Here is a 14,641-nt window from a genome sequence, read left to right as displayed (position 1 = left end):
CGATGGACATATTTTGGCATATATTATGGAGCAATGTCCTGCCGCTCACATTGATGATAGCTGTCGGCTTCACAATGCAGCGGCTTTTTTCTTTGGATATCAAAACCTTGTCGAAGCTGAACTTTTATGTATTTTCTCCGTCTGTTATTTTTAATTTGCTGTACACAACGGATATCTCCGCGGCTTTGATCGGCCAGGTCTTATTGTTCGTTATTCTGTTTATGACCCTGCAGGCTTCGTGCGTAGAGGCAACCGTCCGGCTGCGCGGGCTGGAGGGGGGCATGCGCGGGGCGATGCGCAACAGCGTCCTGTTCTATAACAGCGCCAATTACGGGATTCCGCTTAATCAGCTTGCTTTCTCGGCGAACCCTTATACGCTGTCGATTCAGATTATTGTAATGGTTACGCAGTCTCTGCTTCCAAATACATTCGGCATTTATAGCGTCAATGCGCATAGGATGAGCTTCCGCTCTACGCTTCGTACCATACTGTCGCAGCCGATTATTTACGTCATTCCGATTGCCTTTCTGCTTCACGGTCTTCAGGTGCAGCTGCCGCTATCCGTCGAGACGCCTATTACGTATTTGTCCAACGCCTTTATCGGTACGGCTCTGGTTACGCTGGGCGTACAGCTTGGCAATATGAAGTGGGAGCTTAACCCGGTTCTGATCAAAAACGTTCTGCTTTCGAACGGCTTGAGGCTGATAGGAGGTCCGGCTTTGGCCGCGCTGGTCGTGTGGGTGCTTGGATTCTTTATGACGATCGACCATATGATGGCGGCGGCGCTTATCGTATCGTCATCCGTGCCGACCTCGCTGAGCAGCGTGCTTCTCGCGGTCGAGTTCGACAACGAGCCGGAATTCGCCTCGCAGGCCGTATTCCTCTCAACCGTGATCAGCATTATTACGGTGGCCTTCGTTATTTTTCTTCTTCATATTTAACGGGATATTGGATGAATGCCTCCAGACCGGCCTTCTCCAATTGCTCGATCAGATAATCCTCCGGGGTATGCTCGACTCCAGGGTAACCCCGGCGGGTGTAGATATGCTCGGCGTCAGGGAACAAATCGCGGAGGATGCCGCGGATGCGCTTGCCCGATGAATCGTTGTCGGTGAAAATATAGACGTCCTTGTCCCCAACCTGCTTGCGCAGCTTCTCCAGCTGTACGGTACCCGGCGTACCAAAGGTGCAGAAGATGGGGACGGATTCATCGAGCACGCGGCGAATACGGCTTCTGTCGTTTTTTCCTTCTACAATAATGGCGATATCCATAGCAGTCACCAGCCTTTTATTCTGTAGCATCTTACATGTAGTGTAGCGATATTCGCCGGCCGCGGGCAAGAAAAAGATTGTTAATGGAAAAAGGGACGGAGCCAGTTGGGCTCCGTCCCTTTTCATATTCATAAAAGAGTTTCTTAGTATAATCCGCCGCCGCAAATCGTGCAAACGATGATAACGAGCAGGATGAACAATACGAGGATGGACCCCACATTGTTAAAGCCGCCACCGCGATGATCGTTTAAAGGTGAAACATGAATTTCAGACATCTAAGTCACCCCTCTCTAGCAAGCTTCAACGTCATGTCGACCGGGTAATGTTCCTTCCGGAGCAGCCGTCCTTCCGGAACATCCGTCCTTCGTGGCCACCTGACATAGTGCATTATATGCCCGGGTGAGCGAATGGCCTTGTGCATTCACCTAGACTTGGGAAAAATGGGTGTGAGCGTAGTTTTTCTGCGGTGAAAGGGCAATACGCAGACGCCAATCATCAGTCCAAGAAAGGCAAGATAGTAAGGGGACAGATTGTCCCGCAGATGGCCGGCAAGCATTGGTCCAAGGAAGGCGCCAACCGAGTAGGCGATGGAAAGAACCGAGAAGGTACGGCCGTACTTGGCGCCGCCGCTAAGCTCGATAAGCAGGGTTGAGATAGCCGGAAGAACGATGCCCTTGGCCATTCCGACAAATAGCAGTAGCATAAAGAAGGGCAGCGGGGGTTGGGCAGCGATCGTAAAGTAAACGAGAGCTAGTCCAAGCGCCCCCCACAAGGTCCGGTAATAAGATGAAAGCTTATTTAAGAAAAGCATGCTGAGCGTAATCAACGCGCCGATGCTGACGACGGAGAACAGAATGCCGGTCTCCATCATGCCCTCCGAGGACGTCGCCATCAGCGGCAGCTCGAACGAGAGGATGCCTTGCGCGCAGCTCATGGCAACCGGCAGAAGGAACACCAGCCAAGGGATGGGAGTCCCTTCGTTCAGAACAGGCTTCGCACTGCTTGGCGCGGGCTCAACCTGGGCGGCAGGCGCGGCCTTAATATCCCGGATGAAAAACAAGGCGCAGACCGCGGTAATAATGAGCACCCAGCCGAGTAGATAAAAAGCGGTTGTGAACCCGATTCTGGCAACCAGATACGCGCCGGCTGCCGGAGAGACAACCGTGGCCAGCGTATGCACCAGTCCGTTGCCGGCCATAAATTTGCCTTGCTTGGTTACGTCGCTTGAGATACGGGCCAGCAGGGCAAGACAGGCGGGAGACAGAAAGGCCAGCACGAATCCGCTGATCGAGCGGAGCACCAGCAGCTGCCACGGATCGGTTACTTTGGATTGAAACAACAGCACAACGCCCGCGCCCATCAGGCTGAATACGATAAACAATCTGCTTCCGAACCGGTCAACCCCGTATCCGGCCATAATATTGCCCGGCAGGTGGGTGATGGAGTACATGCCCATCATCAGTCCGATGAAGGAGGGTGCCGCGCCAAGGGAGATGGCGAAGGGCGTAAGGATCGGGTACTGCGCATGCAGATCAAAGAAAGCGACGAACAGAAATAGATAAAGCCAGATTGCGGTTTTCAACGGCCATGTTCCTCCTTGCATATCCTCTTAATTTACTTGTACGTGAAAGATGGACAGGATATGTCTTTCGGCGCGGATATGAGCCTTACGTTTACGGCATATTCTGGGTGGGTTATAATGTTTGATAATAGGACATTGCGCGAGTTATAATAGGGCTAATGCTTACGAACTGAGAAATTACCACAGTGTAAGCAAAATCCCGCCTGCTTGTGTAGATAATTCTTTTTGGGAGGGATTGTTTGTTGAAAAATTACTTTGATTTTTCCGGCTACGATTGGGATGCATGGAGCACGTTCCTGCAGGATCATTGGCTGGTGCTTGTCATTGCTCTGGTTGTACTGCTCTTTATTATCCGAGTCGTTAAGACCTTCGTGAAATGGGCACTGGTGCTCGTCATTGTTGTCGGTATTGTCGCTTACAGCGGATATACGCTGGATGACGTGAAATCGATTGGCACGCAGGCGATCGACAGCCTGAAGCAGGAAGCCGTATCGGCCATGGCGGGAGAAGTGGATAAAGCAACGTTTACCTCGAATTCCGACGGAACCTTTACCGTGAAAACCGAGAATCTGGAATTGACAGGTGTTCCCGGCTCCGGTGAAGTGAACGTAAAATTCCGCGGCAAATCGGTTGGTACGATGAAAATAGATTCAACCATTCAGGCGCTTATCGATCAAGCGAAGGCCAATGGTAAAGTATAGATAGAGAACAAATACAACAACGCAATGCAGGTAGAGGCAAGGAGGGGCAAAAGATGATGGAATGGATTCGCGCAGGGACGGCCTGGGAACCGGTCTCGCTTATCGTTCTTCTCCTTCTGCTGGTTTCGCTGCTGCAAGGAATGAGAAGAGGCGCGTCGGGTTCAGCGAGGCGCCTTTTCTTTTTTGTATGGGACGGCATTCTGTTAATCGTGTGTCTTGTGCTGGCCGGGAAAATCGCGGGCAGCTTGTCTCCGCTCGCAGCGGATTGGCTCAGCGGGCATGTAACCGTGCCGCAGAAGGAAATGGGTGCAACCTCCCAAGCTTGGTATACGTTTATAACAAGCCTGCGCGATTTCGCCCTGCTCCGGTACGGCATCCTGTTTTTGCTCTCGTATTTGCTGCTGCGGCTGGCCGCTTCCTTTCTTGCGCCGCTGCTGGAGACTTTGTTTGCCGGCAGACAGCAGCGCGGCAGACACGAGAGCATGGAGCGTCTTCCGGGTGGAGGAGCGGCAAGCCGCGCGGCGGGTGCGGTTTTCGGCACGGTTCACGGAGCGGGGCGGGCATTCGTATTCGTAGCCGCTTTGTTTATTTATGTCTCGCTGGCTCCTAACGGCCTCTGGTCCGGATTGATTCAGCAATCTCCGTTATACATGAAGGCATCGGATGTTCTTGAGCCGGTTGCCGGAGATATGCTGGCCGGACGCGGGCCCGTTCTGGCGGAAGCCGTGCAGGAAGAGTTCCAGAATGTGCTGCAGCGCAAATACGAGATAATCGACTACAATATCCCGTCGGACATTGAGCAGGCAGCCTTGCAGATTACGAAGGACAAGAATAGCGATGAAGAAAAGGCAAGGGCTTTGTATGACTGGCTCGGCAGCCGAATCGCATATGACTGGGACAAGGCTAATAATTATGTAGACAACGGAGTATGGAAGGAACAGAATCCGGAGGAGACGTTTGCAACGCGCAAAGGCGTATGCATCGACGTAGCCAGGCTGTACGCCGTGATGGCGCGTGCGTCGGGCCTGGACGTGAAGGTCGTTACCGGCACGGGGCTTGACGGGCGCGGAGGCTCCGGGCCGCATGCCTGGAACGAAGTGAAGGTAGGCAGTGCCTGGATTCCGCTTGATGCGACATGGGCATCCTCCGGCGATTGGTTTAACCCGGTTGATTTCGACAAGACTCATATCCGGGCCGTTTAAGTTAGAATTGGACAAGAGGTGAACAGGTTGCATGATGATCCGCAGAAACGGGAAATAACGAATCGGCGTCATTTCTCGTTTCGTTTGAACTTTTTCTTCTTTATCGTATTTGGACTATTTAGCGTTCTTATTATTCAGCTTGCTATCTTGCAGTTCGTCGAAGGCCCGAAGCTGAGCGCGCAAGGCAGCCAGAAGAGCACCAGAAGCGTAAAAATCGCTCCGATCCGCGGCAATATTTACGATTCGTCCGGCAATCCGATTGCCTATTCGACATCAACGCAATCGCTCTATTTCACGATTTCGCCTGATTTCAAGGACGGGGATGCGGAAGCGATTGCCGCAAAGCTGGCTGCCGTTTTTAAAGAAAAAGGCGATAAAACTCCTGAAAAACAAATGACGGTCGAGGATATTATCCGTCAGATGGACTTGGATTTCCGCCGGAATACGATTTCTACCCCGCGGCGGATAAAAACCGGCTTAACGGAGCAGGAGATCGCTTACTTTAGCGAACACAAGTCGGAATTCAAAGGGATCGATATCGTTGAGGAAAGCGTACGCAATTATACGAATGATTCGGTAGCTGTGCAATTGGTCGGCTATTTGAAGAAATTCAGAGGCGTCCGGGATACGCTTGATTTCTATAAGGATAAAGGGAACGAAGAGGATCCGCAGCTTCAATATCTGGATGACGAGGACGTTGGTTTTGACGGCCTTGAATATATGTACCAGGATATTTTGCGCGGCAAAAACGGTCTGAAAACTTATCCGGTTAATAACGCGGAGCGGATCATAGGTCCCGTACAGATTACCAACCCGAAAAAGGGCGATGACCTGTACCTGACGATCAACCGCAACGTGCAATTAACGACGGAGCAGGCGATTGTCGACCAGATTAAGAAAATCAGCACGTCGACCAATAAAGCGGAGCGTGCCGAATACGCGAAGATCGGCTTCGCCGTCGCGATGGAAGTAAACACCGGTAAAGTCGTCGCAATGGCGAGCATGCCGGATTACGACCCGAATATTTGGGCGGGCGGCAAGATCAGCAACGAAGACTATAAAAACTTCTCTTCTGTTCTAAACAACGGGACGATCAGAGAGGTATTCCCTCATTACGAAACCGAAAAAGAACGGAATCAGCATCCGTCGTCCTTGGTACCTCCCGGCTCGACGATGAAGCCGCTGTCCATTCTGATCGGTTTGAATGAGAAGCTGTTTACGACGACAAGCACGTATTACGATAACGGCGCTTACTTCTTTGGCGCCAAAGGCCATGAAGTACGGATCGGCAACGCCTCGAACCATGCTTACGGCTTGCTGGACCCGGCATCGGCGATTGCCCATTCCTCCAACCCGTTTATGGCAAAGATGGTAGGCAACAATCTTTATGAGAAATACGGCAAAAAAGGCGTCGACGTGTGGGATAATTACATGAAGCAATTTGGGCTTGGCGTCTTGACCGGCAGCGGTCTAAGAGGCGAATCCAAAGGCACGATCGACTACTACCACGAGCAGCAAACGGCCAGTTCCCAGTCCGCTCTTGTGCGGGCGGCGTTTGGCCAGCAAGCGCGTTACACGCCGCTGCAGCTCGTGCAATACGCGTCCATGCTCGCAAACCACGGCAAGCGGATGAAGCCGCAATTCGTCAACCAGATTAAAGACGCGGACGGCAATGTGGTTCAGACGTTTAAGCCGGAAGTACTGAACACGGTCGAGTTCCCCGAAGCTTATTGGAACGAAATCGAGGACGGCATGTCACGGGTTAACGTTCAAGGCTTTGATGGCGTAACGTACACGTACGAGAGGAAAACAGGTACGGCACAGTCTGACGTAGCCGGCCGCCGTGCGGATAATGCGGTATTTATCGCTTATGCGCCAAGGGAAAATCCGAAGCTGGCCGTAGCGGTTGTTATTCCGGACGGCGAGTTTGGCGGCTGGGGCGCGGCTCCAATCGCACGGAAAATTTTCGATGCTTACGATTACGAGGTTGGCTTGAACGGCACGCCGGGCAAGCTGAAGGACCAAGCGAACAATACGGCAAATACCGGTACTAACGGTACAACGGGTACAGCCCAATAATAAGAAGCGCTGTGAAGCTGTTTCCGGAGATTCGAAAAAGAATCTTCGGGAGCAGCTTTTTTTTTGAAACTTTATATAGACAAATTTCGTAAGAAATGTTGCATCAGTGAAACACTTTTGAATAGTATAAACAAAGAGGCGTTGAGCTAACTAATGTTCGTCCAGGCAAAACACGGGTAAAACTCAAGGATGGGGGAAATGGTATGCGGTTTTCGAAAAAGCCAAACTCCGCGATAAAGCGGTTTATAATGACCCTGTTATTTTTGGCGGTAAGTGCTTTACTGGTAACGGCCTGCGGGATCGGGGAGCACGACGGATATGCGGGCAAGGGAAAATTGAAGGTAACGGCTACAACCGGCATGATTGCCGACGCGGCCCGGGAAATAGGCGGAGAGGATGTCGTGGTTACCGGACTGATGGGCTCGGGCGTTGACCCGCATTTGTATAAAGCGTCCTATGGCGACGTGAAGAAGCTTGACCGGGCGGACATTATTTTTTATAACGGGCTGCATCTGGAAGGGAAAATGGCGGAGATGTTCGAGAAGCTGGAGAAGCGTAAGCCTACCGTAGCGATCTCGTCTCGCATACCGGAATCGGAGCTGCGGTCGTTCCCGGGCGGAGGCAGCCAAGCGCATGACCCTCATATCTGGTTTAACGTGAAAATGTGGATTTCGGCAGCGGAGGTGATCCGGGACAGTCTCGCGGAAAAGGATCCGGTTCATGCGGAGGGCTACCAAGCACGGTCTGCTGCATATATCGGGAAGCTGGAGGAGCTGGACCGTTACGTTACCGAGCAAATTCAATCGATTCCGGAGGAGAGAAGGATACTCGTGACCGCCCATGACGCGTTTGGTTATTTTGGCGACGAATATGGACTTGAGGTCACGGGGCTGCAAGGAATGAACACCATGTCGGAGTATGGCTCGAAGGATGTCAGCTCCTTGCGCGATTTTTTGGTGGAGAACAAGATCAAAGCGGTCTTTATCGAGTCCAGCGTGCCAAAGAAAGCGATTGAGTCCGTCATCCAAGGCGCGCGTTCGATGGGACACGAGGTAACGATTGGCGGCGAGCTTTTCTCCGATGCGATGGGGGAAGCCGGTACCGTGGAAGGAACGTACATCGGGATGGTCAGACATAACGTGGATACCGTTGTTCAGGCGTTGAGATAAACGAAGGAAAGGGAGTGTTGTTCATGTCAGAAGCACAAGTACAGCCTGCATTATCCGTAAGGGAGCGGGAGGATGCCGCACCTCCATTAACGATAAGAGGGCTTAGCGCGGCCTATCAGAAAAAGCCGGTATTGCGCGGCGTCTCCTTCACCGTAACGGAAGGGGAGCTGATTGGAGTTATCGGCCCTAACGGCGCCGGCAAATCAACGATGATGAAGGCTGCGCTTGGTCTTATTCCCCGACTTGGCGGAGAGGTGCTCGTATACGGCAAGCCTTATAAACAGCAGCGCAAGCTGGTTGGCTATGTGCCGCAGCGCGAATCCGTCGATTGGGATTTCCCGACCAATGCGCTGGATGTCGTTATGATGGGCAGGTACGGACATCTCGGCTTATTCGGACGCCCGGGTGCGAAGGAGCGTGCGATTGCAATGGAATGTCTGGCCAAGGTTGGCATGGCGGACTTTGCCTCCCGCCAGATCAGCCAGCTGTCCGGCGGGCAGCAGCAGCGGGTATTTCTCGCCCGCGCGCTAGCCCAGGATGCAAGCCTGTACTTTATGGATGAACCGTTCGCCGGTGTGGATGCCGCTACGGAGAAGGCTATCATTACGCTGCTGCAGGAGCTGAAGCGGCAGGGAAAGACCGTTATTGTCGTCCATCATGACCTTGCGACGGTAGAGGAATATTTTGATTCCGTCCTTTTGCTGAATGTAGAGCTCGTTGCGTACGGCAAGACAAAAGAGGTGTTTAATCAGGAATTGCTGCAGCGCACGTATGGCGGCCGACTAGCGTTCCTGGACAGAAACAGCCTGGCGAAGACGGACAGCGCGAAAGGGTGAGTGAACGGATATGAATACGTTATGGACGCTTCTCCAGGATCCGAACATGCAGTGGATTCTGATCAGCTGCACGCTCCTGGGGCTGAGCAGCGGCATTATCGGCTGCTTCTCCTACCTGCGGAAGCAAAGCCTGATGGGCGATACGCTCGCGCATGCCGCCCTTCCGGGTATCTGTATTGCTTTTATGCTGACCGGTACCAAGTCCATCTTGTACTTTCTGATCGGAGCGGGCCTTGCCGGGGTTGCGGCAACCTTCGGGATCGGCTGGATTACGCGGCATTCGCGCATTAAGCACGATGCGGCGATGGGTATCGTATTATCCTCTTTCTTCGGCCTTGGCATTGTCTTGTTGACCCTTGTCCAGCATGGCGGCTACGGCAATCAGGCGGGGCTCGATAAATTTTTGTTCGGCCAGGCGGCTTCAATGGTAGGCTCGGATGTTCTAACTCTGTCGATCGTGAGTCTGCTGCTGGTGACGATCTGTTACTTCTTATTCAAACAGTTCAAGCTGGTGTCTTTTGACCCTGGCTTTGCCAAAGGAATCGGCTATCCCGTCGCGCTGCTCGAACAGCTGCTTATGTTCCTTATGGTTGTAGCGGTAGTCGTAGGCATTCAGGCGGTGGGAGTCATTCTGGTTGCTTCCTTGATCATTACGCCGGCGGTATCCGCCAGGTATTGGACGGACCGTCTTGGCGTCATGGTAGTCGTATCCGGCCTGTTCGGCGCGATTAGCGGGGCTTCGGGAGCGATCGTCAGCTCGACGGGAGACAGCCTGCCGACCGGTCCGCTTACGGTGCTTGCTGCAACCCTGCTGTTTGCGCTATCGCTATTGTTCGGCACCAAGCGGGGGATTCTTGTCCGGAGAATGGTGCAGCAAAGAATGAAGCGGTCGCTTGGCTATGGCTATGAGGAGCAGGCGGCGACTGCTTCCGTGGATGATCGCTTGAACAAGGAGGCGTCGTTATGAGCGACTTCTGGATTCTGTTAACCGGGATGCTGGTGGCAAGCTGCAGCGGGATACTGGGCGCTTTTCTTGTTTTGCGCAAAATGGCCATGATCGGCGACGCCATCAGCCATTCCGTCATGCCGGGTATCGTTATCGCTTTCCTGCTAAGCGGCTCGCGGGATTCGCTGCTTATGATGGTTGCCGCTATGGCCTGCGGCTTGTTTGCCGTCTTCCTCATTCAGCTCTTTCAGAACAAAGGCGTGCAGGCAGACGCCTCGATCGGAGTCGTATTTACCGCTCTGTTCGCGATTGGAGTCCTCCTGGTCAGCCTGTTCGCGCGGCAGGTCCATCTGGACCAGGATGCGATTCTTTACGGCGAAATCGCTTATGTGCACTGGAACACCTGGATCGTAAACGGCGTGGATCTTGGGCCCAAAGCGGTATGGCTGCTTGGCGTAACGCTGATCGTGATTGTGACGGTAATCGGCTTGTTCTATAAGCAGTTCAAGCTTTGCTCCTTCGACCCGGCGCTGGCCGCGGCCTGCGGCATTCCGGTAGCGCTGTTCCATTACCTCTTGATGGGAATGGTGTCGATGGCTACCGTCAGCTCGTTCGAAAGCGTAGGGGCCATTCTCGTTGTCGGGATGCTGATCATCCCGGCGGCAACCGCCTATCTGTTGACCGACCGGCTGGGCCGGATGATCGTACTCAGCGTAGGCGTCGGCATGCTAAGCGTCTTTGGCGGTTACGTTGCCGCGGTCATGCTTGATGCTTCCATTGCAGGCTGCATCGTATGCGCGGCAGCCGTGCTGTTCGCGCTGGCCTTCCTGTTCTCGCCTTCGCATGGCGTCGTAGCCAAGAAGCTCCGCCTTCGCAAGCTTGCGGCTTAATAAGTTAAGCATTGCTCCCCTTTCTTTCGGCAACCGAGGAAGGGGATTTTTTTATGGACTAACGATCCAATTCGTTGAACCCTTCGAGCTTGTCCCAACGTTTAAAACAATATCAAACGCTTCATTTGGAATCTCCCTAATCTGTGCTAAAATATTGCATAGTAGAAACAGGCAGGAGGATACCGAGCATGGGGAATTACAAATTAGTCGCACTCGACATGGATGGCACGCTGTTGAATGACCAGAGCGAGATCAGCGAGGAGAACGCGGAATGGATTCAACGGGCGCTGGATGCCGGCATTACGGTCAGCTTTTCCACGGGCCGGGGCTTCCGCGGGGCGCTTCCGTTTGCGGAGCAGCTGAAGCTGGAGACTCCGATGATTACGGCCAACGGCAGCGAGATTTGGCAAAAGCCGCATGTGCTGCACAAACGCACCTTGCTGAGCCCGGTATACGTCAAGCTGCTGCATGAGCTCGCGCTGAGGCATGCGGGAACCTGGTTCTGGGCTTACTCGACAACGGGCATTTACAACCTTGAGAAGTGGATCGACCCGTCAACGACGTATGAGGACCATCATTGGCTGAAGTTTGGTTATTACACGGAGGATGATGTTGTCCGCAATCGCATTCTCGAGGAAATTACCGAGTGGGATGCGCTTGAGATTACGAATTCCTCCACTGAGAACCTCGAGCTTAATCCGAAAGGAATTACGAAGGCCAGCGCGCTGCGCGAATTATGCGTCATGCTTGGCATCGAGATGTCGCAGGTTGTTGCGGCGGGAGACAGTTTGAACGATATTGCGGCGATCCGCGAAGCGGGACTTGGCGTAGCGATGGGCAACGCGCAGCAGGCGGTCAAGGATGCGGCTGACGCGGTGACGCTCACCAACAACGAGAACGGCGTTGCCGAGATCATCAAACAATATGTATTGAAAGGTTGATGCCTAAGTGGATATTTTAGGCTGGTCGCTGGTTGTCATTTTATTCGTAGTCGGGATGGCCGGGGCCGTCTGGCCGATTCTGCCGGGAGTTTTCGCGATATACGGCGCTTTCTTCGTATATGGCTTTTTCTTCTCGTTCCAGCCGTTTGGCTGGGTGTTCTGGACGGTGCAGACCTTAATCCTCATCGTTCTGGTTATAGCCGACCATGCGGTCAGCGCGTGGGGGGTTCACCGGTTCGGGGGTTCCAAGGCCTCTATCATCGGCAGTACGATTGGGCTTATACTAGGTCCATTCGTTATTCCTGCCTTTGGCCTTATTATTGGGCCGTTCGCCGGGGCCGTTATCGGGGAACTCGCGGTGGGCTCCAATATCGAGAAATCGTTTAAGGTCGGCATCGGCTCATTGGTCGGGTTATTGACCAGCGTCGTTGTCAAAATCATTCTTCAGGCAGCAATGATTGCGTTATTTATTATTTGGTTAATGGCCAACTAAGGAGATGGAGCAAATGGTAAAAGTAACGGTATGGAACGAGTTTCTGCACGAGAAGGAGCATGAAGAGGTAAAAGCGGTGTATCCAAGCGGCATTCATAACGCGCTTGCCGAGGGGATCCGCTCGGAGGGCATCGAGGTTCAAACCGCAACGCTGGAAGAACCGGAGCATGGCCTTACGGAAGAAAAGCTGAACAACACCGACGTTCTGATCTGGTGGGGACATATGGGCCATGACCGCGTAGACGATGCGATCGTGGAGCGGGTACATCAACGCGTAATGGACGGCATGGGACTGATTGTCCTTCACTCCGGCCATTTCTCGAAAATTTTCAAAAAGCTGATGGGTACGGGCTGCGACCTGAAATGGCGCGAAGCCGGCGAGAAAGAACGGATCTGGACCGTTAATCCGGCCCATCCGATCGCTGCGGGCATTCCGGAATACGTAACGATCGACCATGAGGAGATGTACGGCGAGCATTTCGACATTCCGGCTCCGGACGAGCTGGTCTTCGTAAGCTGGTTCGAAGGCGGAGAAGTGTTTCGCAGCGGCTGCACCTTCTTCCGCGGACAAGGCAAGATTTTCTACTTCCGTCCGGGTCATGAGACGCATCCGACCTACTATCATCCGCAGGTGCTGCAAATTATCCAGAACGGCGTGAAGTGGGCAGCTCCATCCCAGGCAGGCAAGCCCGTTCGCGGCAACCATCAGCCGCTCGAGCCAATCAAAGGCGAGGCTTAACCTGCTTCAGGCAAGTCATTATAGAAAGAGAAGGACAACATGAAAAAAGATTCTCTTATAAAAGGTACGTTAATTCTGGCGGCAGCCGCGCTGATTGCCCGGTTTTTAGGGATTTTTCAGCGGGTTCCGCTGGACCATATCCTTACCGAGAACGGCGGGCTTTATTTCGCGGTCGCGAACAACGTGTACTTGACGCTGCTAGTCGTGGCCACCGGCGGTCTTCCGAGCGCCATCAGCAAGATGGTATCGGAGCGTTACGCGCTCGGCCGCGAGCATGAAGCGAAACGGGTCTATCAGGCCGCGCTGCTCTTTGGCGTCGTAACCGGCATCATCCTGACGATTGCTTTGTACATTGCGGCTCCGTATTATGCCGTGCATATCGCCAAGACGCCAGGCGCGGAAGTAGCGATCCGCGCGGTTGCGCCAACGCTGCTAATTTTCCCGATTATCGCGATGATGCGTGGTTACTTCCAAGGCCGTCAGTTCATGATGGCGGGCGGCATGTCGCAGATCGTGGAGCAAATCCTGCGCGTTATCGTAGGCGTGGCGCTCGCTTATTATGTGGTCTCGATCGACTGGGGCGAAAAATGGGGCGCAGCCGCCGCATCGTTCGGCAACGTGATTGGCGGCGTGGGCGCTTTGCTTGTCATGCTGTATTATGCGGCAAGGCTGCGCCGGGGCGACCTCGCAGACCGGCCGGCGGTGGATATCGAAGCGGTCAAGGCCGCAGCCAAGATTCCTTTCCGGTCCATTTACCGCGAGATCTTCACGATGTCCATTCCGATTGTCATTACCGCGATGACCGTGCAAATTATTTATACGTTCGACTCGTCCTTATTCGTCCGTCTAACGGAATCGTATTACGGCTATCATGACGCGCTGCTCGTATTGAGAGATCTCAGCTTCAAGGCTCAGACGGTTGCGGGTATTCCGCCGATTCTGGCCATCGCGCTCAGCACGTCGATCATTCCGGTAATTTCATCGGCCTATTCCTTGCGGAATATGGCTGAGGTGGAGCGCCAGACCTCCCTCGTTATGCGGATTGTCTTGTTCACCGGCGTACCGGCAGCCTTAACGCTCGCAGCCGCATCGTATTCGGTTACGGGACTTATCTTCACGGGACCTAGAGGTTACGGCATCGTTGCCGCTCTGACGGCGGGCACGATCTTCCAGATTACGATGATGACAAGCAACTCGATTCTGTTCGGGCTTGGAAAAGCCCGTATCCCGATGATGAATACTTTTGTGGGAATCGGGCTGAAAATCCTGTGCAGCTACGCGCTTGCCCCGATTTATGGCGTATACGGCGTTATTATGGCGACAAGCGTCTGCTTTGTCGTTATGACATGGATGAATATCGAGGCGATCCGCAGGGAAGTGAAGTTCACGGTGCTTGGCAGCCGGTGGCCTTCTTACCTGGTAACCATCGTTGTATCCGTGGCGGCAGGATGGGGAACCGAGGCGGGAATCCGGCATCTGCTTGGCAGCTGGCCGGACAAGCTGACGTATCTGGTCTCCGCCGTCGCGGCCGGCGCCGTGATCGGAGTCCTATACCTGTTCCTGCTTGTGCTGCTCCGCGTCGTTACAATGGAGGATGCGAAGTCCTTCCCGGGGCCGCTGCGTAAGCTGTTTGTTCTGCTCCTGAAGGTGCTGGGACGCACGCAGGCGCAGAAAGAACGACATTAATTCTTTAATTTCCATACATTTACAATCTCCCTGAACCTCGGGTACAATAGATAGAGTTATAGGTCTATTAATCTATCTACTACTGGCTGTGAAGGGAGATTTGTA

General features: G+C 53.5%; 15 protein-coding genes. 12 read left to right on the top strand and 3 right to left on the bottom strand.

Going from position 1 to position 14,641, the window contains the following annotated elements:
* Nucleotides 1-2 precede the first annotated feature (2 nt).
* Complete coding sequence (locus EV294_RS14650) at nt 3-941, top strand: AEC family transporter (protein WP_132307944.1); 939 nt, start codon at nt 3-5, stop codon at nt 939-941.
* Here EV294_RS14650 and EV294_RS14645 read toward each other — a convergent pair.
* The 3 genes from EV294_RS14645 to EV294_RS14635 form a co-directional block, all read right to left on the bottom strand.
* Nucleotides 919-1,272, bottom strand: a complete 354-nt coding sequence (locus tag EV294_RS14645) for a toprim domain-containing protein (RefSeq protein WP_132307942.1) — start codon at nt 1,270-1,272, stop codon at nt 919-921. The two genes, EV294_RS14650 and EV294_RS14645, sit on opposite strands and share 23 nt — an antisense overlap.
* A 143-nt stretch (nt 1,273-1,415) precedes the next feature.
* Complete coding sequence (locus EV294_RS14640; RefSeq protein ID WP_132307940.1) at nt 1,416-1,547, bottom strand: dihydroorotate dehydrogenase; 132 nt, start codon at nt 1,545-1,547, stop codon at nt 1,416-1,418.
* A 146-nt stretch (nt 1,548-1,693) separates the two neighbouring features.
* The gene (locus EV294_RS14635) at nt 1,694-2,854 is read right to left on the bottom strand and encodes an MFS transporter (RefSeq protein WP_132307938.1); all 1,161 of its coding nucleotides are present in this window, start codon (nt 2,852-2,854) and stop codon (nt 1,694-1,696) included.
* A 242-nt stretch (nt 2,855-3,096) separates the two neighbouring features.
* On the opposite strand from EV294_RS14635, the gene EV294_RS14630 reads away from it, so the two are divergent.
* The 11 genes from EV294_RS14630 (at nt 3,097) to EV294_RS14580 (ending at nt 14,536) form a co-directional block, all read left to right on the top strand.
* A complete protein-coding gene (locus EV294_RS14630) occupies nt 3,097-3,555 on the top strand; it encodes a hypothetical protein (protein ID WP_127495584.1) in 459 nt (152 codons plus the stop codon).
* A gap of 53 nt (nt 3,556-3,608) precedes the next feature.
* On the top strand, nt 3,609-4,757 hold the full coding sequence (locus tag EV294_RS14625) for a transglutaminase domain-containing protein (protein WP_132307936.1): 1,149 nt from the start codon (nt 3,609-3,611) through the stop codon (nt 4,755-4,757).
* A gap of 27 nt (nt 4,758-4,784) precedes the next feature.
* Entirely contained in the window at nt 4,785-6,836 is a 2,052-nt protein-coding gene (locus tag EV294_RS14620) for a peptidoglycan D,D-transpeptidase FtsI family protein (protein ID WP_132307934.1), read from the top strand.
* Between the two features lie 203 nt (nt 6,837-7,039).
* Nucleotides 7,040-8,005: a metal ABC transporter solute-binding protein, Zn/Mn family gene (locus tag EV294_RS14615; protein ID WP_132307932.1), complete on the top strand. Its 966-nt coding sequence runs from the start codon at nt 7,040-7,042 to the stop codon at nt 8,003-8,005.
* A gap of 23 nt (nt 8,006-8,028) precedes the next feature.
* Nucleotides 8,029-8,841, top strand: a complete 813-nt coding sequence (locus EV294_RS14610) for a metal ABC transporter ATP-binding protein (protein ID WP_132307930.1) — start codon at nt 8,029-8,031, stop codon at nt 8,839-8,841.
* Between the two features lie 10 nt (nt 8,842-8,851).
* Entirely contained in the window at nt 8,852-9,808 is a 957-nt protein-coding gene (locus EV294_RS14605; RefSeq protein ID WP_132307928.1) for a metal ABC transporter permease, read from the top strand.
* Nucleotides 9,805-10,677: a metal ABC transporter permease gene (locus EV294_RS14600; protein WP_132307926.1), complete on the top strand. Its 873-nt coding sequence runs from the start codon at nt 9,805-9,807 to the stop codon at nt 10,675-10,677. The genes EV294_RS14605 and EV294_RS14600 overlap by 4 nt, the downstream gene beginning before the upstream one ends.
* A 188-nt stretch (nt 10,678-10,865) precedes the next feature.
* Complete coding sequence (locus EV294_RS14595; RefSeq protein ID WP_132307924.1) at nt 10,866-11,618, top strand: Cof-type HAD-IIB family hydrolase; 753 nt, start codon at nt 10,866-10,868, stop codon at nt 11,616-11,618.
* Between the two features lie 7 nt (nt 11,619-11,625).
* A complete protein-coding gene (locus EV294_RS14590; RefSeq protein WP_132307922.1) occupies nt 11,626-12,111 on the top strand; it encodes a DUF456 domain-containing protein in 486 nt (161 codons plus the stop codon).
* A gap of 13 nt (nt 12,112-12,124) precedes the next feature.
* Entirely contained in the window at nt 12,125-12,850 is a 726-nt protein-coding gene (locus tag EV294_RS14585; protein WP_015846412.1) for a ThuA domain-containing protein, read from the top strand.
* Nucleotides 12,851-12,889: 39 nt separating this feature from the next.
* Nucleotides 12,890-14,536 (top strand): putative polysaccharide biosynthesis protein, encoded by a 1,647-nt coding sequence (locus EV294_RS14580; protein ID WP_132307920.1) that lies wholly within the window; start codon nt 12,890-12,892, stop codon nt 14,534-14,536.
* The last annotated feature ends 105 nt before the right edge of the window (nt 14,537-14,641 follow it).

The sequence above is a fragment of the Paenibacillus sp. BK033 genome (assembly GCF_004345425.1).
In the GTDB taxonomy this organism is placed as follows: Bacteria; Bacillota; Bacilli; order Paenibacillales; family Paenibacillaceae; genus Pristimantibacillus.
This window is presented reverse-complemented; position numbering and strand designations above follow the sequence as displayed.